We start from the raw sequence: 20,512 nt of genomic DNA, 5'->3' as shown, positions 1-20,512 counted from the left end.
TCAGGACGGCCGCTTGGTCCCGGTGATCATCACGTTGTAGAACAGCTCCCGCGGCAGGATCTTCGAGAGCACCTTCTTGTCCACGGCGGACAGCCGCAGCCACAGGTGGTAGGCGAACATCCGCCAGCGCACGGTCAGCTTCTCCGACGGCACCGCGGCTTCGAACGTCCGGATCGGCCAGCCCGCGAGCGCCGCGGCGAACTCCTCGGTGACCGCGCGGACGTCCTGGGCGCCGGCGCCGCGGGCCCACGATTCCAGCTCCGACGGGTCGAAGGTGTGGATGTCGACCACGGCCTCCAACGCGGCGGCGCGCGACGACTCGTCCAGTTCGGACTGCGGACGCCGCCAGCCGCGCAGCGCGGGCAGCTTCGTCACGCGCGTGGTCAGGAACCAGGTGAACTGGCCGAGCTTGCGCGCGTAGAAGTCGCCCACCTTGGTCGGCTCGCCGGCGAAGACGAACCGGCCGCCCGGCTTGAGCACGCGCAGCACCTCGCGGAACGCCGCCTGGACGTCCGGGATGTGGTGCAGCACCGCGTGCCCGACCACCAGGTCGAACGTGTTGTCGTCGTACGGGATGCGCTCGGCGTCGGCGACCCGGCCGTCGACGTCGAGGCCGAGCTTCTCGGCGTTGCGCAGCGCGACCTGGACCATGCCGGGCGAGAGGTCGGTGACCGAGCCCTTCTTGGCGACGCCGCCCTGCATCAGGTTCAGCAGGAAGAAGCCGGTGCCGCTGCCCAGCTCCATCGCGTGCTGGTAGGGCTGGCCGTCCTCGCCCGCGACGGCGTTGAACACGTCGGTGGCGTAGGAGATGCAGCGCTCGTCGTACGAGATCGACCACTTCTCGTCGTAGGTGCCGGCTTCCCAGTCGTGGTAGAGCACGTTCGCCAGCTTGGGGTCGGCGTACGCGGCCTGGACCTCTTCGGCGGTGGCGTGCGGGTTCGGCGCCGGGTCGTTCACGTCGGTCAAGGCGTCATTTCCCTTCGAAAGTGGCCTTGCCGGGCCCGTTTTCGATGAACGACTTCATGCCGTTCTTCTGGTCTTCGGTCGCCCAGAGGGCGGCGAACAGGTGCGACTCGAGCTTGAGCCCGTTCGCGAGGTCGGTGTCGAGACCGCCGTCGATGGCCGCCTTCGCGGCTCGGAGGGCCACGGCGGGACCGTTCGCGAACTGGGCCGCCCACTTGTGCGCGGCCGCGTAGACGTCGTCCGGGGCCACGACCTGGTCGACGATCCCCAGCCGCAGCGCCTCTTCGGCCTTGACGAACCGGCCGGTGTAGACGATGTCCTTGGTCTTGCTGGGCCCGATCAGCCGGGCCAGGCGCTGGGTGCCGCCCGCGCCGGGGATGACGCCGAGCTGGATCTCCGGCTGGCCGACCTTGACGTTGTCGCCGGCGACCCGCCAGTCCGCGGTCAGGGCCAGTTCGAGGCCGCCGCCGAGGGCGTACCCGGTGATGGCCGCGACGACCGGCTTGGGGATGTTCGCGATGGCCGCGAGGGTGCCCGTGAGGTTCGCGCCGAACTTGGCGATCTCCGGGTACGTGCGGGCGGCCATCTCCTTGATGTCCGCGCCGCCCGCGAAGGTCTTCTCGCCGCCGTAGAGGATCACCGCGCGGACGTCGTCGCGCTCGGTGGCCTCCTTCGCCAGCTCCGCGAGCTCGGCGGTGACCTGGGCGTTCAGGGCGTTGACCGGCGGCCGGTCGAGCCGGATCGTGCCGACTCCGTCCTTGACCTCCAGTGTTGCGAACTCTCCCACGCCCATCCTCCTCGTTGACGATCTGCCAGCACGCTACCGGTCGGTAAGGCCACCCTAGCGGCGACGGGCGAAGAAGCGGTCCCCGGAACGCTCCAGCACAAGGTCCTGGTCGAACGTCTTCGACAGGTTTTCGCTGGTGATGACGTCGTCGACCAGCCCGGACACCACGGCGTGGCCGTCACGCAGCAGCAGCGCGTGGGTGAACCCCGGCGGGATCTCCTCGACGTGGTGGGTGACCAGGACCAGGGCCGGCGCGTCGGGGTCCAACGCCAGGTCGGACAGCCGCGCGACCAGGTCCTCGCGGCCGCCCAGGTCGAGACCCGCCGCGGGCTCGTCGAGCAGCAGCATCTCCGGGTCGGTCATCAGCGACCGGGCGATCAGGGCCCGCTTGCGCTCGCCCTCGGACAGCGTGCCGAAGGTGCGCTCGGCCAGGTGCCCGATACCCATCGCGTCCAGCAGTTCGGTCGCACGGGCCATGTCGAGGGTGTCGTATTCCTCACGCCAGCGGCCGACGACCGCGTAGCCGGCGCTGACCACGACGTCCTTGACCAGCTCATCGCCCGGCACGCGCTGGGCGATGGCAGCCGAGGTGAAGCCGATGCGGGGGCGCAGGTCGAAGATGTTGACCTTGCCGATCCGCTCGCCGAGCAGGTCGACCTCGCCGGTCGTCGGGTGCAGCTCGGCCGCGGCGAGGCGCAGCAGGGTGGTCTTGCCCGCGCCGTTCGGGCCGAGCACCACCCAGCGCTCGTCCAGCTCGACGGTCCAGTCGAGGCCGGCGAGGAGGTCGTTGGTCCCGCGGCGGACGCCGACACCGGCCATCCGGACCACGAGGTCGTCAAGTTCGCTGGGCTGGATCGGCTCGCTCACGAGGCCCATTCTGTCTGCCGTCGCGCGCGCGTGCGCACCCGCCCGGGTGAGACGGCGAACCAGCAGGTCGTCGTGTGTCCACGACGTGGAACGCCCCGGTCCGAAGCGGCGGGTTGTGGCAGTATCCCGGCATGTCCGCAGACGCGCCCGTGACCCCGGTGACCCGGGGCTCGTTCTGGCGCCGTCGCGCGATCGACCTGCTGCTCGTCGCTTCGGCCGGGTGTACGCGGGCGCGGCTCCCCTGATCCCTCGCGTCGTTTTCCGGCGCGTGCGGTGCCGCGCTGACGCTGTGTCCGATCACCCCGCGTCCGATCACCCCGCGTCCGATCACCCTTCGCGTCCGAGGAGCACCCGCGTTGACCACGTCCCTGGTTCGCCCGCCCGTCGAGATCCACCCGCAGCTGACCGACCCGCTGCTGCCCGAGCTGCTGCACCCGTCGCGGCTGCTCTGGACGCCGCGTGAACTGGCCGACCTGACCGCCACCGTCACCACCGAGCTGACCGCGGGCCTGCGCGGCATCCTGCGCTTCGACGAAGACCGCCGCTGGTGGGCGCGGCTGGCGCTGACCGACGGCGTCGAGCTGTGGCTGCTGTCGTGGCTGCCCGGCCAGCACACGAAGCCGCACGACCACGGCGGCGCGTCCGGCTCGTTCACCGTCCTGCAGGGCGAGCTCGGCGAGGAGTACCGCTACCCCGGCGGCCCGATCCGGCGCCGGACGCACGTCGCCGGCGAGGGCCTCGGCTTCGGCGCCGGCCGCGCCCACCAGGTGACCGGCATCGGCGACCAGCCGGCGGCCAGCGTCCACGCGTACTCGCCGCCGCTGGTGGCGACGCGGGAGTACGACTCGCTCGCCGACGTTCCGGCGGAAATCCCGCCGCTGCCCGCTATCGTCCGGTCATGAGCGCTGTCGATTCGCTGCTGGCTTCCGCGCGGTCTTCGCTGGACCGCGTCGACCCGGTCCGGGCCCGCGAGCTGCAGGAGGCTGGAGCGCTGGTGGTCGACATCCGGCCGCTGGCGAACCGGTCGGCCGAGGGCGAGATCCCGGGCGCGGTGATCGTCGAGCGGATCCACCTGGAGTGGCGGCTGGCGCCGGACAGCGAGTGGCGGCTGCCGGGGGTCGGCCCGGACACGACGGTGATCGTGGTGTGCAACGAGGGCTATTCGTCGAGCCTGGCGGCGGCCGACCTGCAGCGGCTGGGGCTGCCCGGCGCGACCGACCTCGAGGGCGGGTTCCGGGCCTGGGCTGCCGCCGGCCTGCCCGTGCAGGACGGCGGCAGCCCGGCGGTGCCTTAGGCGCGATTGCGGGCCGAACCTGACTCGGCAGCCCCGTTTTCCACGCTACCGAAGGGGACCGACAGTTTTCAGCCGGCCAGCGCCGGGGCGACGTGCTTGGTGAACAGGTCGATGCCGGACCGGTCGTACGCGGCTTCCGGGAAGTTCAGGATCGCGTACGACATGCCCCGCTTGCCCAGGGCGGCGAGGTGCTCGGCGACCTGCTCCGGCGTGCCGGCCGTCGGTCCGCTCGCGAAGGTGGCGACCGCCCGCGCGGCGTCCTCGGCCGGGACGTACTTCTCGTAGTGCGCCTTCAGCCAGGCCTGCTTCTCCTGGACGTCGGCTTCGGTCTCGCCGAGGACGACGCTGAGGTTGCCCGAGCGGACGATCGCGTCGAAGTCGGTGCCGACGTCCTTGCAGTGCGCCGCCAGGATCTCGGACTTGCGGGTGAACGCCTCCGGCTCGGGGAAGAAGTTCGTGTACCGCGCGTACTTCGCCGCGATCCGGAGGGTCTTCTTCTCGCCGCCGCCGGCGATCCACAGCGGGATACCGCCGTCCTGCAGCGGCCGCGGGCTCAGGATCGCGCCGTCCGTCCGGTAGTGCTTCCCATCCAATGTGGACTTGCCGGTCGTCCAGAGGTCCCGCATGATCTGCACGCCTTCGTCGAGCTGGCCGAGCCGCTCGCCGGCGGACGGGAAGCCGTAGCCGTAGGCCCGCCACTCGTGCTCGTACCAGCCCGCACCGATGCCCATTTCGACCCGGCCGCCCGAGATGAGGTCGGCGGTCGCCGCGACCTTCGCCAGGTAGGCGGGGTTGCGGTAGCCCATGCAGGTGCACATCTGCCCGAGCCGGACGGTCTCCGTCGCGGCGGCGAACGCCGAGATCAGCGACCAGGCTTCGTGCGTGGCTTCCTCGGTCGGGACCGGCACGGTGTGGAAGTGGTCGTAGACCCAGATCGATTCGAAGGGGCCCGCCTCCGCGTGTTTCGCGAGGCCGAGCATGGTCTTCCAGTGGTCCGCGGGGTCGAGGCCGGCCAGGTCGAGCCGCCAGCCCTGCGGGACGAACATTCCGAAGCGCATACGGCCAACTTAACCCGGCTCTTCCCGCCGCGCGGCGTGGTTTCCGGCTGGAGCGGCTCCAGGTCAGCCGCCGGTGAGGTGGTCGAGCACCGCGTCGCACAGGTCCTGGAGATGGTCGCGGTACGCCCCGCGGTCGACGTCGCCGAGGCGCGGATCGCCCGGCTCCTCCGGCTCGGGCGCCACCCGGCCGCGCCGGACCGGCGGTGGTGGCGGCGGCAACGGGGGCATGCCGCCGGCCGGGACCGGCGCGGCCGCCTCAGCCCGCTCGGGCAGGACCGGCCGCAGCTCGCCGAGCCGGGCGGCCGCTTCCCGGCAGGCGGCCTCCGCCGCCCCCGCGGCCTCGACCCGCTGGAGCTCCAACCGGGCCAAGCCGTCCGACAACGGTTCGTCGCGACGCCGTTCACCGAGCTCCGCCAGGGTCTCGGCGTAGTCCTCCAGCGCCTTGGCCGCGAGGTCGTGGGCGTCGGCCGCCGAACGCAGCTGCTGCGCCATGCGCGCCCGCGTGTCGGCGAACGCGTCGTGCGCGGCGCCCGCCCAGCCTTCCGGGACGAGCAGCCGCAGGTCGGTGTCGAGCTCGTCGAACACCCGCGCCAGCGCGCCGAGGCGGGTCGCCTCGCCCCGGAGCAGGTTGACCGTGCCGGGATCCCAGGTCACGCCGGCCGCCCGCTCAGCCGAGCCCGGCCGGGCCGGACGGCTCCGGCGCCCCGATCACGCCGGCCGCGCCGGTGTCCTGGCCGGCGTAGAGGTGCGCGGCCCGCTCGAGCCGCGCACCGAGCTCCCGCGCCTCATCGAGCAGGAGCGCGGCTGCGCGGGCGGAGGCGTCCTGGAAGTCCTCGAGAGCTCTCGCGAGCAACACGTCACCGGTCTGCTCGGCCTTGGCCGCGTAGCGCAGCTCGGGGCGGGCCGCCGACTCGGCGGCCAGCGCGCCGAACCGGTGCCCGGCGGCGCGCAGCAGCACGGGATCGGCTTCGAAGCCGTTCATGGGAAGACCGTCCTTCGGGGTCGGTTCAGAAGCCGCGGACCAGCTCGGCGATCAACGACGGCGAGAGGGAGAAGGCCTGTTCGGCGCCGGTCCCCTTCGTCCGGCTGGGGTTGACGAGCAGGCCGGAAGCCGCTCGGTGGGCCGTCCGGACGAGTTCCCGCCCGGTGCCGCTCACCGACAGCGGCCAGTGGCACCCGACGGCGCCGCGGTAGCCGTCGAGGGCGCCGTGGTCGCCGAAGACGCACAGCCAGGCGCCCCGCGCGCCGAGGTCGACGACGACGGGCTCGTGACCGGCGTCGGCCGGTGCGCACCAGAACCGGTCCAGGAACCACCGGACCACCACGGCCGAGTCCAGGTGGAATCCTTCGATCGGGCTGTTCGGGACGGTCCTGACGGCGCCGGCCGCGAACCGGCTCTCCGCCTCCCGGACGTCGTGCTCGGCGAGGGGGCGCCGCCGGGTCCGGAGGCTGACGAACAGCTCGTCGCGGAACGGCCGGAGGTCGCGCTGGAAGCTGCGGGACGACCGGCCGAGCAGGTTCTCCAGGCGGGCGGCCAGGTTCCGGTCCAGCGGCACCGGCTCCACGTTGTAGGCCACGTGCACGAGCCGCTCCAGCTTGGGTTCCGGCTCGACCATCGACCGGAGCACTTCCATCAGGCGCAGGTAGACGACGGCGCAGACCCGGGGCGCGGGATCAGTGTCCCGGATCCCCCAGAATTCCCGCAGTTCGGGACCGAGCGCTTCACGGAGCCCGGAAACCCGGACTCCCGCGTTTTTGTGCAGCTTGCCCACCGCATTCTCGACGCGCACGCGATCTTCGGCGCGGATTCCCTCCGCCGGACGGCCCTGCCCGTTCATCGTCCTCCCCTTGCCAGCGGCAATGGAGCAGCATCATAAAGGAACCTTGATCCGGCGGAGCAAGCTCATTACCTTCGCGTGTCACCTGCGGAAACTCACCACCACCAGTGCTTTTGCCAAGTTCTGGCCAAATTCTCGACACTTTTCCGCCCGCATTCCGCCACGAAGTCGACAAACCCGTTTTCCGGCCATCCAAACCGTACGGTCGTCCTTGACTTGTTCGTGGCAAAACCGCAGATCAACGCCCGGTAAATGGATCAACACCCGTACGTTGGTTCCGGCGGCCCGTTCCCGGAGGCCGTCCGGCGAACGGGAGGACCACTGTGGAACCGATCTTGATCGCGGTGCTGGCTTTCCTGGTCGGCTGCCTGGCGACGGCGCGCGTGCGGGCCTGGCTGTCCAGACCGGAGAGGACGGAGAGGACGGACGACGCCCACCGGGTCGCCGAGCTCGAAACCCGGCTGCAGGCCGTCGAGTACGCCTTCCGCGGCATCCGGCCGATGCTGCCTCCACCGCCGCCCGGGCGGCGGTGGTGAACTCAGGCCAGGACGACCCGCGCCAGCTCCGCCGGCGTCGCCAGCAGCCCGTGCCTCGGCAGCACCCGGACCGTGTAGCCGACCGATCCCGGCCTCGGCAGCTTCACCCGGGCGGCGAACGCCCCGATGCCGTCGGCGGTCATCGGGACCGTCACCGGGTCGCGGAGCTCGTCGTCGTCGGCCACCCGGCCGACCACCGCCTGGATGTCCACTTCGGACGGATCCAGGCCGGCCAGGTCGATCCGGGCGCGGATCGTCACCTCGGTGCCCACCACCAGCGGCTCGGTCGCCTCCACCAGCAGCTCCGAGTCGAAGATCCGCAGCCGTGGCCACGACACCTCGAGCTTCGTGCGGTAGTCCGCCAGCGACAGCGCGCCGCGGTAGCCGTCGCCGGTCGCCGCCGCGACCGTGCGGGCCGCCGGGAGGTAGCCGTTGTCGACGTACTCGCGGACCATCCGGGACGCCTGGACGCGCGGGCCCAGCGTCTCCAGGGTGTGCCACACCATCGACAGCCAGCCCGTGGGCACGCCGTCGGCCGAGCGGTCGTAGAACAGCGGCGCGATCTGCTGGCCGAGCAGCTCGTAGAGCGCCGCCGCCTCGAGGTCGTCGCGGCGCAGCGGGTCGGCGACGCCGTCGGCGGTCGGGATCGCCCAGCCGTTGCTGCCGTCGTAGCACTCGTCCCACCAGCCGTCGCGGATCGACAGGTTGAGCCCGCCGTTCAGCGCCGACTTCATCCCCGACGTCCCGCACGCCTCCAAGGGCCGCACCGGGTTGTTCAGCCAGACGTCGCAGCCGCGGTAGAGGTAGCGGGCCATCGACATGTCGTAGTCGGGCAGGAAGACGATCCGGTGCCGCACGTCCGCGCCGTCGACGAACCGGACGATCTGCTGGATCAGCTGCTTGCCGTTCTCGTCGGCCGGGTGCGACTTGCCCGCGACGACGACCTGAATCGGCCGGTCTTCGTGCAGCAGCAGGGTGCGCAGCCGCTCGGGGTCGCGCAGCATCAGCGTCAGCCGCTTGTACGTCGGCACGCGGCGGGCGAACCCGACGGTCAGCACGTCCGGGTCGAAGACCGAGTCGACCCAGCCCAGCTCCAGGGGTGACGCGCCGCGCTGCAGCCACGCCGCGCGCACCCGGCGCCGCACCTCGTGCACCAGCTTCTCGCGCAGGTCGCGCCGCAGCTGCCACAGCCGGGCGTCGGACACGCCGTCGCGCAGCGGCCCCTCGCCGACGTCGAGGCCCCATTCACGGCCGAGCAGCGTGCTCAGCTCGCGGGCCACCCACGTCGGGCCGTGGACGCCGTTCGTCACCGACGAGATCGGCACCTCGTCGTGGTCGAACCCCGGCCACAGCCGGGAGAACATCTTGCGCGTGACACGCCCGTGCAGCTGCGAGACGCCGTTCGCGCGCTGCGCCAGCCGCAGGCCCATGTGCGCCATGTTGAACAGGCCGGGGTTGTCCTCGGCACCGAGCGCGAGCACGCGGCGCGGGTCGATGTCCGGGACGAGCCTGCCGTCGGCGAAGTAGCGCTGGACCAGGTCCACCGGGAACCGGTCGATGCCCGCGCTGACCGGGGTGTGCGTGGTGAACAGCGTCCCGGCACGGACGGCGGGCATGGCCTCGTCGAACGCGAGGCCGTCGGCCTGGACGATCTCGCGGGCGCGCTCGAGGCCGAGGAACCCCGCGTGTCCCTCGTTCGTGTGAAACACCATCGGCTGCGGGTGGCCGGTCAGCTCGCAGTACTTCCGGACCGCGCGGAACCCGCCGATGCCGGCCAGGATCTCCTGCCGCAGCCGGTGGTCGGCGTCCCCGCCGTAGAGCCGGTCGGTGACGCCGCGCAGGTCTTCGTCGTTGGCCTCGGTGTCGGTGTCGAGCAGCAGCAGCGGCACGCGCCCGACGCGGGCCTGCCAGATCTGCGCGCACAGCTCGCGCCCGCCCGGCATCGCGACGCCGATCAGCACCGGCCGCCCGCCCGCGGTCAGCAGCTCCAGGGGGAAGGCGTTCGGGTCGATCACCGGGTAGTGCTCGACCTGCCAGCCGTCCAGCGACAGCGACTGCCGGAAGTAGCCGTTGCGGTAGAGCAGCCCGACGCCGACCATCGGCACGCCCAGGTCGGACGCGGCCTTGAGGTGGTCGCCGGCCAGCACGCCGAGGCCGCCGGAGTAGTTCGGCAGCGCCTCGGTGACGCCGAACTCCATCGAGAAGTAGGCGACCGCGGACGGCAGGTCGGGGTCGTCGCGCCGCTGGTACCAGCGCGGCTCCGACAGGTACTTCTCCAGGTCTTCGGCCGCGGTTCTCGCGCGCTCGAGGAAGCCGTCGTCGACGGCGAGCTCGTCGAGCCGGGCCGGCGGCAGCGCGGTGAGCATCCGCAGCGGGTCGCGCACGGCGTTGAAGAGCTCGGCGTCCATCGACGCGAAGAGATCACGCGTCGGCGGGTGCCAGGTCCAGCGCAGGTTGGTGGCCAGCGCGCCCAGGCCGGACAGCGAATCCGGGAGGCTGGCGCGGACGGTGAACCGGCGGACTGCACGCATGGGAAGCGACGATATCGGGCCGCGGGCGGCGGTGCGCAGGAGGAGTTCGGGGATAACGTGCACGCTCCGCGTATGCCCTGGGTATGGTCCTGCCCGTCGGGGTACCGGGTGGCACGAGAGCGAGTGGAACAGATGATCCCAGGGGGAGGACGGCGGGCGCTGGTCGCGCTGCTGGCCGTCGCGGCGGTCGCCGTGAGCGGGTGCGACAGCAAGGGCGGGGCGAGCGGGGACCCGGCCAAGGACACCGGCGCGGGCTCGGTGTCCGGGCTGCCGGTGACGCACTTCGAGAGCGGCCTCAAGCCGGACGCGCCGACGCCGAAACTGGACGTCCGCAACGCCGACGGCGGCGAGGACGACAAGCTCGCCACCGCCGCGATCGACGACGTCCAGACGTACTGGGGCGAGATGCTGAAGGCGAACTTCGGCGAGCAGTTCGAGCCGGTCAAGTCCCTGCTGTCCTACGACGCGCAGACCGACACCGAGAAGACCGGCTGCGGCAGCGTGAAGAAACTCGTGAACGCGTTCTACTGCCCGGTCGACGACTCGGTGGCGTGGGACCGCGGCGTGCTGCTGCCGATGCTGCGCCAGCGCTTCGGCCCGATGTCGGTGGTCGTGGTGCTCGCGCACGAGTTCGGCCACGCCGTGCAGTACCGGCTCGGGGACAAGGCGGGGATCGCCAAGAACACCCCGACCGTGGTCAAGGAGCAGCAGGCGGACTGCTTCGCCGGCGGCTACTTCCGCTGGGTCGCCGAGGACAAGAGCAAGTACTACCGCGTCTCGACGTCCGAAGGCCTGAACCAGGTGATGGCGTCGATGTTCCTGATCCGCGACCAGGCGGGCACCAGCGCCGCCGACAAGGGCGCGCACGGCACGGCGTTCGACCGCACCTACGCCTTCCAGGCCGGGTTCGAGAAGGGCCCGAAGGAGTGCGCGGGGATGACGGCCGAAAACATCAAGCCCCGGCTCACCGAGCGCCCGTTCGACAAGGGCGACCAGGGCAAGGGCGACGCGAAGTTCAACGCGCAGACCGTCGCCCTGCTGAAGAAGAGCCTCGACGAGGCCTTCAAGGGGGCCGGGGTGGCCGCGCCCGAGATCACCGACGGCGGCAGCTGCCAGACCACGCCGCCGGCGTCCTACTGCCCGGGCGACAACACCGTCAGCATCGACATGGCCAAGCTGGCCCGGCTCGCCCAGCCGATCGACCGCGACGCCGAGATGAAGGGCGAGGACCCGGGCGGCATGGGTGACTTCGCGGCGTTCTCGGAGGTCGCGGCGCGGTACGCGCTGGGCATCCAGAAGGGCGTCGGCGCGTCGATCGACAACGCGAACGCGGGCCTGCGCACGGCCTGCCTCGTGGGTGCCTGGGCGGCGTTCACCAACCGCCCCGGCGACCTGCGGCTGTCGGCGGGCGACCTCGACGAGGCGATCGCGGATCTGCTGCAGCCGGAGAGCCTCGTGTCGGCGGACGTCAACGGGAAGCGCCCGGACAGCGGTTTCGACCGGGTCGAGGCGCTGCGTAAGGGGTATCTCGAGGGCTCGTCGGTCTGCTCGAAGTCCTACGCCTAGCTTGTGCGAAAAGGGCCCCCACCAGGCGGTGGGGGCCCTTTTTCGTTAGAAGAGGGCGCTCGCCAGGTCGCGGCGAGCCTTCATGACCCGGTCGTCGGCCGGGTCGAACAGGTCGAACAGGGCCACCAGGTGCTCGCGGACCTTGTTGCGGTCCTCCCCCGCCGTGCGGCGGACGGTGTCGATCAGGCGCTTGAAGCCCGCCTCGACGTCGTTCGCCGCGATTTCCAGGTCGGCCGCGTCGAGCTGGGCCGCCAGGTCGGCCGGGTCGGCGTCCGCCTTGGCGATGGCGTCCGGGTCGGCGCTTTCGGCGCGGGCGGTGAACTTGACCTGGGCCAGGGCGTTCTTCGCCAGCTCGTTCGCCGGTTCGACGTCGAGGATGCGCTCGTACGCGGCCTGGGCGGCGGCGAAGTCGCCCCGCTCGAAGGCCTCTTCCGCCTCGGTGAAGCGCGGGTCTTCGGGCTCCTCGACCGGGCCGCCGGCCGCCTCCGCGTCGCGGATGCCCGGCAGCTTGTCGCGCAGGGCGTCCAGCAGCGCGTTGATCCACTTGCGGATCTCGGGCTCGGGCAGCGCGCCGGAGAAGGCGTCGACCGGCTGGCCGCCGGCGATGGCGACGATCGTCGGGATCGACTGCGCGCCGAACAGCTGCGCGATCCGCGGGTTGGCGTCGACGTCGACCTTCGCCACGACCCACGCGCCACCGGACTCGGCGGCCATCCGCTCCAGCACCGGGGACAGCTGCTTGCACGGGCCGCACCACTCGGCCCACAGGTCGACGACCACGAGCTGGCGCAGGGACCGCTCCACGACCTCGGCCTGGAAGGTGGCCTCGGTGACATCGATCACGGCGTCGCCCGAGGCGGGCCGCGGCGGACCGTCGCCGCCCCCGGCCGGGCCGGCGGGCGGGGCCGGCTGCCGCTGCGCCGCTTCGGCACGGGCCTTGAGCGCGGACAGGTCGACCGCGCCGGAAAGGGCGGCCGACAGGGCCGCTGACTTCGCTGCAGATCCGCGTGGTTGTGTCACGCTTCCATCCTGGCACGCGCGCCGGAGGAGTTTCACCGGGTGCCCGGCCTGTCCACGGTCTGGCACGTTCCGCGCTCGGCGCCGGCCCCCGGTGTTCGGCTTACCGGCCGGCACCGACGTTTCCGGGCCGCGCGCGGCCCGGAAACTGTCGGCGGTCACCGGTAGCGTGGAAACGGGGGCTGCTCAGCGCGCCCGCGCCGTGCGTTTGCGCACCTCCCGGCCCGTCCCGCTTGGCACGGACGGCACCGCTGGGGCAGGCTCGCCGGGTGCACATCCGGCGTGACGTGAAGGTGGGCCTGTCGATCGCGGCCGCCGTCGCCTGGATCGGTGCGGTGACGCTGCTCATCGTGCACCAGCCGGACCCCGGCGCGGCCACCCCGGCCGAGCTGCGCGACAGGCTGGCTTCGGCGCTCTCCGGTCACGACGCGGACGCCTTCGCCGGCCTCCTCGACTACCCCGGCTCGGGCGGCGGCGACTTCGCGAAGGACTACGTCTCGGCGCTGGCCGACCGCGGCGTCCACGACGTGCACGTGGACCTGGGCCCGGACGCGGCGGCCCCGACCCGCGCGACGGTCTCCGGCGCCCTCGGCGACGGCAGGCCCTTCAGCTACCCGCTGACGGTGACGAGCGAGGACGGCCGCTGGACGGTCGCCTTCACCCCGCCCCTGCCCTGACCCCATGCGCCCGATGCCACATTGGGGCGTTCGAGACGGACTCAGGATTCGCGGAGGTGGGCTTCGATCCGGTCCACCTTGGCTTCGAGCTGGCCGGAGAAGCCCGGCCGGATGTCCGCTTTCAGGACCAGGCTCACCCGGGACGACCCTTCGCCCGCGGCCTCGACCGCGCGCTTCACGACGTCCATGACTTCATCCCAGGACTCGCCTTCGATGTTCGTGAACATCGCGTTGGTCGAGTTGGGCAGGCCGGAGTCGCGGACCACCTTCACCGCGCGGGCCACGGCTTCGCTCACCCCGCCGTCGGGGTCCCCGCCGGACGGGCTCACGCTGAACGCGACGATCATGCTCGGAAGTCCCTTCTTCGGTGTTCTTTCCGCCGGTCGTGCGACACCCGCCGGTACCCGCTGGTAACTTCGCGTGTCATGAACCGTCCGCTGCCGTTCGACCCGATCGCCCGCGCGGCCCGGATCTGGGAGGACCGGATCGGGCCCTCCGGGACCATGGCCGCGGTGACCGGGGTGATGCGGGTCCAGCAGATCATCCAGTCCGCGGTGGACGGCGCGCTCAAGCCGCACGGCTTGACCTTCGCCCGGTACGAAGCACTGGTGCTGCTCACCTTCGCCCGCAGCGCCAGCCTGCCGATGCGGGTGATGGGCGAGCGGCTCCAGCTGCACCCCACCAGTGTCACCAACATAGTGGACCGCCTGGAGCGCGACGGGCTGGTCAAGCGGGTCCCGCACCCGACCGACCGCCGCACGACGCTGGTCGAGATCACCGACGAGGGCCGCAAGCGCCGCGAGGCCGCGACCGAAGCCGTCACCGCCATCGACTTCGGGCTGAGCGGGCTCACCGAGCGGCAGACCGAGCAGCTGACCGACCTGCTGACCAAGGTGCGCCGCGCCGCCGGGGACTTCAGCGAATAGCAGCGGAAAGGGCCCGCACTCGGCGAGTGCGGGCCCTTTCTCACATGCCGGGAATCAGGCGGCGACGGGTTCCTTCGCCTGGAACAGGCCGACACCGCCGTGGGACAGCCGCTGCGGGCCGTCGAGCTTGCCGTTGCGCAGGGCCCACTTCTCGAACAGCCACGTGAACAGCGGCGGGATGCTCGCGAGCAGGGCCAGGACCAGCGTCTTCGGGCGCCAGCCGAGCGGCTTCGCCACGGACAGGGAGACGACCACGTAGAGGACGAAGATCACGCCGTGCACCATGCCGAGGACGGGAACGCCGCCCTCGTGGGAAGAGTGGACGACGTACTTGAGGAACATCCCGACCAGCAGCCCGGCCCAGGAGAGGGCTTCGGCTACCGCGGCCACGCGGAACACTAGAGCGGCCTTGCTGGACACTTCTTCCTCCTGTGGGGTCTCACCACGTTGGTTCGTGACATAACAAAACGCCCGACACACCGTCCAAGGCGGACTTGCCTTGGACGTCAACGGCGCTGTCGGACGTGCTGATACCCAGTGTGAGGCGTGACGGCGCTCACCGGAACACCGGGGCCCGTGACGATGCTCACGGCCGTGGTCCACTGTGGTCTGAACCATGGCCGTGAGCGTGCGGTGCCTACCCCGCGCAGGGCGAAGCCGGGGCGGACTCCGGCGCCGTCGCCCACTTCGCCGTCGCGTCGCCGGTGAGGCCGAAAGCGAGCGTGGCGCCGTGCTTCAGCTGGTCCACGTTCACATACACCCGGTCACTCGGCTTGGAGCCGATCTCGAGGCCGGAGACGTACTGCAGCTTCGAACCATCGGCGCCCGGCGCCTTGATCGTGATGTCGCTCCCGTTCTCCAGGTGCAGGACGGATTTCGCGAACCGCGGCGCGTTGAGCACGAAGTTCCCAGTCCCCGGGACAGCGGGGTAGAGCCCGAGCGCGCTGAAGACGTACCAGGCCGACATGGTGCCGAGGTCGTCGTTCCCGGTGACGCCGTTGGGCGCGTTCGTGAACAGCGTGTGCGCCGCCCGCACGACCGTCGACGTCTTCGCCGGCTGCCCGGTGAGCGCGTACATCCACGGCGAGTGCAGGTCCGGCTCGTTGTTCGGGTTGTAGCGGAACTGGTCGTAGTAGTCGTACGGGCCGACGACCCAGTTCTCGCGGACCGCCGTCGCCGGGTTCTTCACCAGTTCGTCGTAGGCGAAGAAGTCGTCGAGGCGCTTCCCGGTGGCCGCCGGGCCGCCCATCCGCTGCACCAGCCCGGGCACGTCCTGCTGGACGAGCCACTGGTACTGCCAGGCCGTGCCCTCGTGGAAGCCGTCCTGGCTCTGCGGGCTGTAGGGCTTGTCCGCGGGCGAGAACCACGCGCCGCCGAGGACCTTCGGCCGGAAGAAGCCGGTGAAGCCGCGGTCGGTCTGCGTTTCGTCCCACAGCGTCCGGTAGGTCCGGCCCTTCGCCGCCAACGCTGCAGCGTCGTCCTTGTTGCCGAGCGCGGCCGCCATGACCGACAGCGAACAGTCACCGAGCGCGTACTCCAAGGTGGCCGACGCGCCGTGGTTCGGGTCGGTGTCCTGGCCCTTCTTCGGGAAGTCCGGGTCGTACTGGACGAACCCGTCCTTCTGGTAGCTCGCGTTGCCCGAGCGCCCCTGGAACGGCGACGACGCGGGCGGGATCTCCCGCGAGTTCTGCAGGAGCGCCTGGTACGCGTGCATCTCTTCGCCCGACAGCGCGCCGAAGCGCCAGAGGTCGACCAGGAACGGGGTGACCGGGTCGCCGGTCATCGTGTTCGTCTCCTGGCTCGCGTACGCCCACCGCGGCAGCCAGCCGCCCTGGTCGTGGATGGCCAGGATGCTCTTCGCGATGTCCTTCGCGCGGCTGGGCCGCAGCAGCGCCAGGAGCTGGTTCTGCGTGCGGTAGGTGTCCCAGAGCGAGAAGAAGTCGTAGTACGTCCAGCCGGCCGCTCGGTGGATCTTCTTGTCGAAGCCGTAGTAGCGGCCGTCGGCGTCGTTCGCCGTCAGCGGCTGCAGCAACGCGTGGTAGAGCGAGGTGTAGAACACCGTGCGGCCGTCCGGCGTGCCACCCTTGATGTCCACAGAGGACAGCTCGCGCCGCCAGGTGCGCTGGACGTCCGCCTTGGCCGCGTCGAACGACCGGATGCGCTCCGAGGCCAGGTTGCCCCGCGCACCGGCCGCGTCGACCTGGGAGATCGCCGTGGTCGCGGTGACCTGCCCGCCACCGAACGTCAGCCACGCGCCGCGCAAACCGGCACCACCTGACGAGGAGCGCGAGCCTGGCGTGCCACCGTCCGGCGACCACGTGCCGAACGCCTTGAACGGCTTGTCGAACTTCGTCGTGAAGTACGTCGTGTAGGCCTTGCCGCCGCAGAACGCCTGCGACTCCACGGTTCCCTCGACGGTCCGGTCGTCGACCACACGGATGCTGCTGCCCGTCACCGGTTCCTTGTCGTTGGCCTGCCCGACGTTGACGAAGACGTTGGCATCCCCCGGCTTCGCGAAGGTGTACCGCTCGACCCCGGCCCGCGTCGCCGCGGTCGTCTCGACGTCGACGCCGCCATAGCCGGTCAAGTGGACCTTGTAGTAGCCGGGCTTGCCGACTTCGCCGTCGTGGGTGAACGGCGAGGCGTACTGCTTCTGGTCGAAAGTGGACGGCTTGGTCGTGTCGAACGCCTTGCCGGGCCCCACGTCCCCGGTCGTCGGCAGGGTCGAGACCAGGCCGCCCTGCTCCCAGCAGCCCGCGCCGGACAGGAAGAAGTGCCCGAACCCGCGGATCGCGGTGTCGGTGTAGCGGTAGCCGGCGTAGTGCGAGGTGATCGGGCTGACCTGGGTCATCCCGAACGGCGCCGAAGCACCGGGGAACGTGTTCCCTTCGTCCTGCGTGCCGATGAACGTGTTGACGGCGTCCAGGGCGTCCCCGCCGGCCGCGGCCGCGGCGGGGCTGAGCCCCGTCGCGGCCGCGGCGAGCGTCAGGAAGCCCGCGAGGACGGTGCGCTTCACGAGCCGACGCCGATCGCGAAGACGTGCAGGTCACCGCCGCTGACGTTGGCCGGCAGCGTCACGCTCGCCACGGTCTTGCCCGCGTCGAGGGTGATCGGGTTGGTGCCGAACACCATCGTGCGGATCTGCTGCGGATCGCCGCCCGAAGCGTTGCGGTACGGCGTGGACAGCACGATCCGGTTGCCGAACGCCGGCTGCGCGTTGCCGCCGCCGAGGGTCCAGTCGGAGAACCCGATGGTCGCGGTGGACGTCGTGCCGTCGGTGTAGGTCACCGTCAGCGTGCCCGACGCGTTGCCGTTCGACGCCGAGCCGAGCAGCGCCAGCCGGCCCGAGCCGCTCACGTTCACCGTCTGACCGCCGGCGACCACGTTGTCCGGGTCCCCGGCCGGGAACGACGGCCAGGTGAACTTCAGCCCGTCACTGGTGACCGTGGCGCCCGGGGTGGCACCGGCCGCGGCGAGGGCGTCGGCCGAGTAGCTCCAGCCGCCGCCGTCGAAGTTCGCCGCGCCCGAGTTCGCGTCCGGGGAGATGCCGGCGTTGTTCACCGTGGCCAGCCAGCTGTTCGGCTGCGCCACCAGCACCGTCAGGACGGCCTGCGACGAGGCCACGCCGGGTGCGGAGAACGTCACCGGGATGCGGCGGGCGCCGTCGGCCAGGCCGGCCGGGACGGTGACCGTGAGCTCGGCGCTCGCCTTGCCCGCGGCAGGCACCGCGATGCTGCCCGTCGCCGGGGTCAGCGTGATGCCGTCGACGCTGCCCGCGCTGTAGGTCCAGGTCCGGGCGGTTCCCGAAAGGTCCTGGACACCGGCCGACGCCTTCGACGTCGAGCCCGCGGGAGTCACCGACCGGGCCGGGTTCACGAACGACAGGCTCGGCTTCTCCTGCTCGCGGAACGACGGCGGTGCGTCGGCCGCCGCACTGCCCCACGAGGTCGCCGTGGTGGAGCGGGTGTAGTCGAGCGTGCCGCCACTGGAGATCAGCCCTTCCGGCAGCCACGCCTTCGCCGCCGCGCTGCCGTTGACCTTGAGGCTGCCCACGTAGTCGCCGGTGCCGGGGGCGTTGACGGTGATCTTCTTGCCCGCGCCGGTGGTGAGCACGGCGTGCTCGAAGCGCGGGGTGACCAGCAGCGTCTCGGCCCGGCCCGGGATCTCCGGGTAGATGCCGAGCGCCGACCAGACGTACCAGGCCGACATCTGGCCGAGGTCGTCGTTGCCGATCAGGCCTTCGGGCCGCGGGTTGTACAGCTCGTCCATCGAGCGGTGCACGATCGCCTGGGTCTTGGCCGGGGCACCCGCGTACGAGTAGACGTACGGCGCGTTCGAGTTCGGCTCGTTGCCCATGAAGGCGTACGGCTCCTGCGTGCCCGCGTTCAGCTGGGTGAAGAAGGTGTCCAGCCGGGTCTGGGTCGCGGTGTTGCCGCCGAACGCCGTCACGACGCCGCCGAGGTCGTAGGGCACCATCCACTCGTACTGCGCGCCGTTGCCCTCGACCCAGCCCTGTGAGCTGGCGGGGTCGTAGGTGCCGGCGAACGAGCCGTCCGCGTTGCGCGGCTGCAGGTGGCCGGTGCCCGGGTTGTAGAGGTTCTGCCAGTTCTGCGCGCGCTTCATGAACGTCGTGTACGTCGCGCTGTCACCGAGCCGCTTCGCGAACTGGGCGATGGAGAAGTCGGCGCTGGTGTATTCGAGGGTGTCCGCGCCGGCGCCCGGCACGTAGCCGAGCTTCTGGTAGTCGTCCAGGCCCGGCCGCTCGGTGTAGCCCTGGGTCGGCTGGGTGGCGCCCTTGATCATGAGCAGCAACGCCTTCTGGGCGTCGAAGTCCCGCGCTCCGAACGCGTACGCGCTGGACACGATGATGTGGTACGGGTCGCCGTTCATGACGCCGGTGTAGTCGTTGGCCACCGTCCAGCGGTCCCACGAGCCGCCCTGCTCGGCGTAGGCCATCATCGACCGGACGATGTCCGACGTCTCCTTGGGCGCGATCGTCGCCAGGAGCGGGGCTTCCGAGCGGTAGATGTCCCAGCCGGAGAAGTTGGTGTACATCGCGTGGCCCTTGTCGGCGGTGTGGATCCGGCCGTCGAAGCCCGGGTACTGACCGTCCACGTCGGAGAAGACGTTCGGCTGGATCAGCGAGTGGTACAGCGAGGTGTAGAACGTCGTCAGGTCGGCGTCCGAGCCGCCGGTGACGGCGATCTTGCCGAGCTGCGCGTTCCACGCCTTGCGCGCGTTCGACGCCACGGTGTCGAACGACTTCCCGGTGTTCTCCGCCTTGAGGTTGGCCTTGGCGCCGTCGACGGACACAAAGGACAGTCCGACCTGGACGTTCACCTGCGCGCCGTTGAGGTTCGCGAAGGTGACGTACCCGCCGCTGCCCGGGCCGCTGACCGTGGTGTTCTGCGGCGCGGCCTTGGCCGGGCGCGCGATCGAGGCGTCGACGCCGTTGGGCTGCGCGACCTTCGCCTTGGCGCCGCCGGTTTCGGCGGCCTTGTTCGGCGTCACGGCGCCGTTCTTCCAGGTGCCGATCGACGCGAACGGCGTGTCGAACTTCGCCGAGAAGTAGACGCGGTAGCTGTTGCGCGCGCCGCAGAAGCGGCCGCTGGTGGCCCAGCCGCTGATGGTGTCCTTGCCGATGGTGATCGACGCGTCGTCGGTGCCGTTGACCGAGCCGGACGTGTTGACCAGCAGCGTCGAGGACGCGCCCGCCGGGTACGTCAGCCGCGCCGAACCGGTGCGCTGGGTCGCGCTGAGCTCAACCTTCGCGCCACTGTCGAGGGTGACGTCGTAGGCGCCCGCCGTCGCGTGTTCGTTGGCGTGCGAGAACTTCGACGTGTAGTGGTTGGGATCGGTGGCCGGGGAAGTCGTCACTTCACCGACATAAGGGATGAACGGGATGTCCTGATAGGTCGAACAGCCCGCGCCCGAAAGGTGCGTCAGGCTGAATCCGGTCAGGGCGTTGTCGTCGTAGAAGTAGCCGCCCGGCTGGGATTTCACCGTGTCCGGGCTCCATTGGACCATCCCGAACGGCGCGACCGCGCCCGGGAACGTGTTGCCGGCACCGCCCCCGGTGCCGTGGTCGGCCCCGCCGGGCCGGGTGCCCACGAAGGGGTTGACCCACTTCGCGTAGTCGGTGCTGGTCGCCGCTGCGGCGGGCACAGCGGGAGCCACCGCTGCCGTCACCGCCAATGCCAGGAAAGTTAAACCGGCTCTCAAGCGCAATCGCGCCATGGCCATCGCCTCTCCACCTCGTCAGCGCGACCGGAAACGTGTCATGACAACCTTGTCGCGCAGTCGGTCGAACCCGGCCACCTTGGGTAGCCACTCACCAGACAGTCAAGGGACACGTCAAGACCTGTCCACTTCCGGACAGGGTGATCAGCCGTCTGCCTTACGCCATCGGTAGCCGAATCGGCACAATCCGCCCGCGGGGCGTTGACAAGCAC

At 71.1% G+C, this 20,512-nt stretch carries 19 protein-coding genes; 6 read left to right on the top strand and 13 right to left on the bottom strand.

Translation table 11 applies throughout. The features are described from left to right. From ACWED2_RS34070 to ACWED2_RS34060, 3 genes are read right to left on the bottom strand one after another with little or no spacing between them, the layout of a single operon-like run. Window positions 1–966, bottom strand: coding sequence for a class I SAM-dependent methyltransferase (locus tag ACWED2_RS34070; protein ID WP_449694617.1), 966 nt, complete (start codon window positions 964–966; stop codon window positions 1–3). 4 nt (window positions 967–970) lie between these two features. After that, a complete protein-coding gene (locus ACWED2_RS34065; RefSeq protein ID WP_449694616.1) occupies window positions 971–1,750 on the bottom strand; it encodes an enoyl-CoA hydratase/isomerase family protein in 780 nt (259 codons plus the stop codon). 54 nt (window positions 1,751–1,804) lie between these two features. Beyond that, window positions 1,805–2,626 (bottom strand): ABC transporter ATP-binding protein, encoded by an 822-nt coding sequence (locus tag ACWED2_RS34060; RefSeq protein WP_449694615.1) that lies wholly within the window; start codon window positions 2,624–2,626, stop codon window positions 1,805–1,807. A 347-nt stretch (window positions 2,627–2,973) separates the two neighbouring features. Between ACWED2_RS34060 and ACWED2_RS34055 the strand changes: the two genes are divergently transcribed. Together ACWED2_RS34055 and ACWED2_RS34050 are read left to right on the top strand one after the other, a co-directional pair. Beyond that, window positions 2,974–3,519, top strand: coding sequence for a cysteine dioxygenase (locus ACWED2_RS34055; RefSeq protein WP_449694614.1), 546 nt, complete (start codon window positions 2,974–2,976; stop codon window positions 3,517–3,519). Next, the gene (locus tag ACWED2_RS34050; RefSeq protein ID WP_449694613.1) at window positions 3,516–3,911 is read left to right on the top strand and encodes a rhodanese-like domain-containing protein; all 396 of its coding nucleotides are present in this window, start codon (window positions 3,516–3,518) and stop codon (window positions 3,909–3,911) included. Before ACWED2_RS34055 ends, ACWED2_RS34050 begins: the two co-directional genes overlap by 4 nt. Window positions 3,912–3,979: 68 nt before the next feature. Here ACWED2_RS34050 and ACWED2_RS34045 read toward each other — a convergent pair whose 3' ends face one another. The 4 genes from ACWED2_RS34045 to ACWED2_RS34030 form a co-directional block, all read right to left on the bottom strand. Beyond that, window positions 3,980–4,969, bottom strand: a complete 990-nt coding sequence (locus ACWED2_RS34045; RefSeq protein ID WP_449694612.1) for an LLM class F420-dependent oxidoreductase — start codon at window positions 4,967–4,969, stop codon at window positions 3,980–3,982. Between the two features lie 63 nt (window positions 4,970–5,032). After that, entirely contained in the window at window positions 5,033–5,623 is a 591-nt protein-coding gene (locus ACWED2_RS34040) for a putative T7SS-secreted protein (protein WP_449694611.1), read from the bottom strand. Between the two features lie 13 nt (window positions 5,624–5,636). Next, entirely contained in the window at window positions 5,637–5,951 is a 315-nt protein-coding gene (locus tag ACWED2_RS34035) for a hypothetical protein (protein ID WP_449694610.1), read from the bottom strand. A gap of 25 nt (window positions 5,952–5,976) precedes the next feature. Continuing rightward, entirely contained in the window at window positions 5,977–6,807 is an 831-nt protein-coding gene (locus ACWED2_RS34030; RefSeq protein ID WP_449694609.1) for a hypothetical protein, read from the bottom strand. A gap of 323 nt (window positions 6,808–7,130) precedes the next feature. On the opposite strand from ACWED2_RS34030, the gene ACWED2_RS34025 reads away from it, so the two are divergent. Continuing rightward, window positions 7,131–7,343 (top strand): hypothetical protein, encoded by a 213-nt coding sequence (locus ACWED2_RS34025; RefSeq protein WP_449694608.1) that lies wholly within the window; start codon window positions 7,131–7,133, stop codon window positions 7,341–7,343. A gap of 2 nt (window positions 7,344–7,345) precedes the next feature. Here ACWED2_RS34025 and glgP read toward each other — a convergent pair whose 3' ends face one another. After that, the gene (glgP, locus tag ACWED2_RS34020; protein WP_449694607.1) at window positions 7,346–9,874 is read right to left on the bottom strand and encodes an alpha-glucan family phosphorylase; all 2,529 of its coding nucleotides are present in this window, start codon (window positions 9,872–9,874) and stop codon (window positions 7,346–7,348) included. Window positions 9,875–10,006: 132 nt separating this feature from the next. Between glgP and ACWED2_RS34015 the strand changes: the two genes are divergently transcribed. After that, a complete protein-coding gene (locus ACWED2_RS34015) occupies window positions 10,007–11,440 on the top strand; it encodes a neutral zinc metallopeptidase (RefSeq protein ID WP_449694606.1) in 1,434 nt (477 codons plus the stop codon). Between the two features lie 45 nt (window positions 11,441–11,485). Here ACWED2_RS34015 and ACWED2_RS34010 read toward each other — a convergent pair whose 3' ends face one another. Then, complete coding sequence (locus ACWED2_RS34010; RefSeq protein ID WP_449694605.1) at window positions 11,486–12,460, bottom strand: tetratricopeptide repeat protein; 975 nt, start codon at window positions 12,458–12,460, stop codon at window positions 11,486–11,488. Between the two features lie 266 nt (window positions 12,461–12,726). On the opposite strand from ACWED2_RS34010, the gene ACWED2_RS34005 reads away from it, so the two are divergent. Then, window positions 12,727–13,134 (top strand): hypothetical protein, encoded by a 408-nt coding sequence (locus tag ACWED2_RS34005; RefSeq protein WP_449694604.1) that lies wholly within the window; start codon window positions 12,727–12,729, stop codon window positions 13,132–13,134. Between the two features lie 41 nt (window positions 13,135–13,175). Here the strand turns inward: ACWED2_RS34005 and ACWED2_RS34000 are convergent, their stop codons facing one another. After that, a complete protein-coding gene (locus ACWED2_RS34000; protein ID WP_449694603.1) occupies window positions 13,176–13,481 on the bottom strand; it encodes a thiamine-binding protein in 306 nt (101 codons plus the stop codon). 78 nt (window positions 13,482–13,559) lie between these two features. Between ACWED2_RS34000 and ACWED2_RS33995 the strand changes: the two genes are divergently transcribed. Then, window positions 13,560–14,060, top strand: a complete 501-nt coding sequence (locus tag ACWED2_RS33995) for a MarR family winged helix-turn-helix transcriptional regulator (protein ID WP_004562932.1) — start codon at window positions 13,560–13,562, stop codon at window positions 14,058–14,060. A gap of 54 nt (window positions 14,061–14,114) precedes the next feature. Here the strand turns inward: ACWED2_RS33995 and ACWED2_RS33990 are convergent, their stop codons facing one another. The 3 genes from ACWED2_RS33990 to ACWED2_RS33980 all read right to left on the bottom strand — a co-directional run bounded on the left by ACWED2_RS33990 (window position 14,115) and on the right by ACWED2_RS33980 (window position 20,297). Further along, window positions 14,115–14,480, bottom strand: a complete 366-nt coding sequence (locus tag ACWED2_RS33990) for a DUF3817 domain-containing protein (RefSeq protein WP_361090790.1) — start codon at window positions 14,478–14,480, stop codon at window positions 14,115–14,117. A gap of 217 nt (window positions 14,481–14,697) precedes the next feature. After that, on the bottom strand, window positions 14,698–17,076 hold the full coding sequence (locus tag ACWED2_RS33985; protein ID WP_449694602.1) for a GH92 family glycosyl hydrolase: 2,379 nt from the start codon (window positions 17,074–17,076) through the stop codon (window positions 14,698–14,700). Further along, window positions 17,073–20,297, bottom strand: coding sequence for a GH92 family glycosyl hydrolase (locus ACWED2_RS33980; protein WP_449694651.1), 3,225 nt, complete (start codon window positions 20,295–20,297; stop codon window positions 17,073–17,075). The genes ACWED2_RS33985 and ACWED2_RS33980 overlap by 4 nt, the downstream gene beginning before the upstream one ends. Between the last annotated feature and the right edge of the window lie 215 nt (window positions 20,298–20,512).

The sequence above is a fragment of the Amycolatopsis sp. NPDC005003 genome (assembly GCF_053600695.1).
Note: the sequence above shows the minus strand (reverse complement) of the source record. Positions and strands in the feature narration are given on the sequence as shown.

Coding starts and splice junctions, on each gene's coding strand:
- ACWED2_RS34060 (WP_449694615.1), bottom strand. CDS start 2,626: ATGGGCCTCGTGAGCGAGCCGATCCAGCCCAGCGAACTTGACGACCTC.
- ACWED2_RS34050 (WP_449694613.1), top strand. CDS start 3,516: ATGAGCGCTGTCGATTCGCTGCTGGCTTCCGCGCGGTCTTCGCTGGAC.
- ACWED2_RS34045 (WP_449694612.1), bottom strand. CDS start 4,969: ATGCGCTTCGGAATGTTCGTCCCGCAGGGCTGGCGGCTCGACCTGGCC.
- ACWED2_RS34035 (WP_449694610.1), bottom strand. CDS start 5,951: ATGAACGGCTTCGAAGCCGATCCCGTGCTGCTGCGCGCCGCCGGGCAC.
- ACWED2_RS34030 (WP_449694609.1), bottom strand. CDS start 6,807: ATGAACGGGCAGGGCCGTCCGGCGGAGGGAATCCGCGCCGAAGATCGC.
- glgP (WP_449694607.1), bottom strand. CDS start 9,874: ATGCGTGCAGTCCGCCGGTTCACCGTCCGCGCCAGCCTCCCGGATTCG.
- ACWED2_RS34015 (WP_449694606.1), top strand. CDS start 10,007: ATGATCCCAGGGGGAGGACGGCGGGCGCTGGTCGCGCTGCTGGCCGTC.
- ACWED2_RS34000 (WP_449694603.1), bottom strand. CDS start 13,481: ATGATCGTCGCGTTCAGCGTGAGCCCGTCCGGCGGGGACCCCGACGGC.
- ACWED2_RS33995 (WP_004562932.1), top strand. CDS start 13,560: ATGAACCGTCCGCTGCCGTTCGACCCGATCGCCCGCGCGGCCCGGATC.
- ACWED2_RS33980 (WP_449694651.1), bottom strand. CDS start 20,297: ATGGCGCGATTGCGCTTGAGAGCCGGTTTAACTTTCCTGGCATTGGCG.